The organism is Acidithiobacillus sp. TH-A36 (genome assembly GCF_057473445.1).
Window position 1 is genome coordinate 1 of record NZ_JBYCKP010000338.1, and the last position, 1,089, is coordinate 1,089.

Below are 1,089 nucleotides of genomic sequence, written 5' to 3' on the forward strand. Positions count from 1 at the left end.
ATCCAGAGAAATGCGCGTTTGGCCGAAGGCTCTGGCCAGCAACAATACCGTGGTTATCTTGAGTCTCTTTTGCAACTGGAACCGCCGGGGGAAGCCAAAACGCTTGTAACGGAAACCTTGTCTGCGCTGGCTCCCGGCTCCTATCTCTTGATGGAAGTACGGATGATATTGAAGATTGTTACGGATCCGCAGGGGAAAGTGGATATGCAGTCCAGCAACTTTATCGCCCCTGCCGAATCCAGCGAGGATGCTGATGCCCTTTGACACGACCGACGTAGATCGGATTAAACAGCAGGTCGCAAGACACTTTTATTTTCGTCGGCGTAAGTACGGAATGCCGGTCAGTGAAGATTTGCAGGACGAAGCCGTGCAGGAAGTCTGTATGGCTTTACTGCAAATGCCGGAAGAAGAAATCACCGGGGAGCAAATCACCGCACTGGTTCGTCTAAAGGTAGAAAACGTCCAGAAATCTTCGGTCCACTGGTATCTCAGAACCATGCCACCGGAAGCCATGCCGGAACCTGCAGGCGCGGACTCTGATGATCCCCTGGAAAGAGTAGCGCAGGCTGAAAATATCCATTTGCAGGAATCCGAAAAGGAAGCAGCGTTACAGCGTTTGCGTGGTGCTCTAAGTTCCTGGTCTGATCCAGATTCGCAGCCGGAAAAACGCATCGAGCGCGGATCGGCGGCCACAGAAATGCGCGGTTCAAACGCGACGGAATCAGCCGACCGATTGCGCGAGCTGATAGAGGTCACGGGATGGACGCAAAGAGAGGTCTGTCATTACCTGCATATCACCCCAAGCAGTTTGCGTGAGATTCTGTACCGGAAAGGCGAACTGTCCATGGAGCATCATCATCGGGTCATGCAGGCAGTCCGGATACAACAGGAATCCCGGCCATGGACCTGGCCGGAGCTGATTGAAGACGGCTGCCAGAGCACGGGCAAGGATGCCGTGGCTTTCAGCAAATACCTGGCGGATATTATGGGCGTAAGCCCACGAAGTATCCGGCGCTGGAGTCAGGGAGAGTCCGGGGCAAAGAGGAACCTGAAACTGGCTCTGGAAATCCGCAATCGCGGGTGGAAACG

2 protein-coding genes are annotated in these 1,089 nt (G+C 54.3%); both read left to right on the forward strand.

What is annotated here, in order from left to right:
* A partial coding sequence (locus AC2VLY_RS09030) for a hypothetical protein (protein ID WP_486892226.1) occupies window positions 1–264 on the forward strand: 264 nt, incomplete at its 5' end.
* Window positions 254–1,089, forward strand: an 836-nt coding sequence (locus AC2VLY_RS09035) for a helix-turn-helix domain-containing protein (protein ID WP_486892227.1), incomplete at its 3' end; no start/stop codon positions are given. The genes AC2VLY_RS09030 and AC2VLY_RS09035, both read left to right, overlap by 11 nt.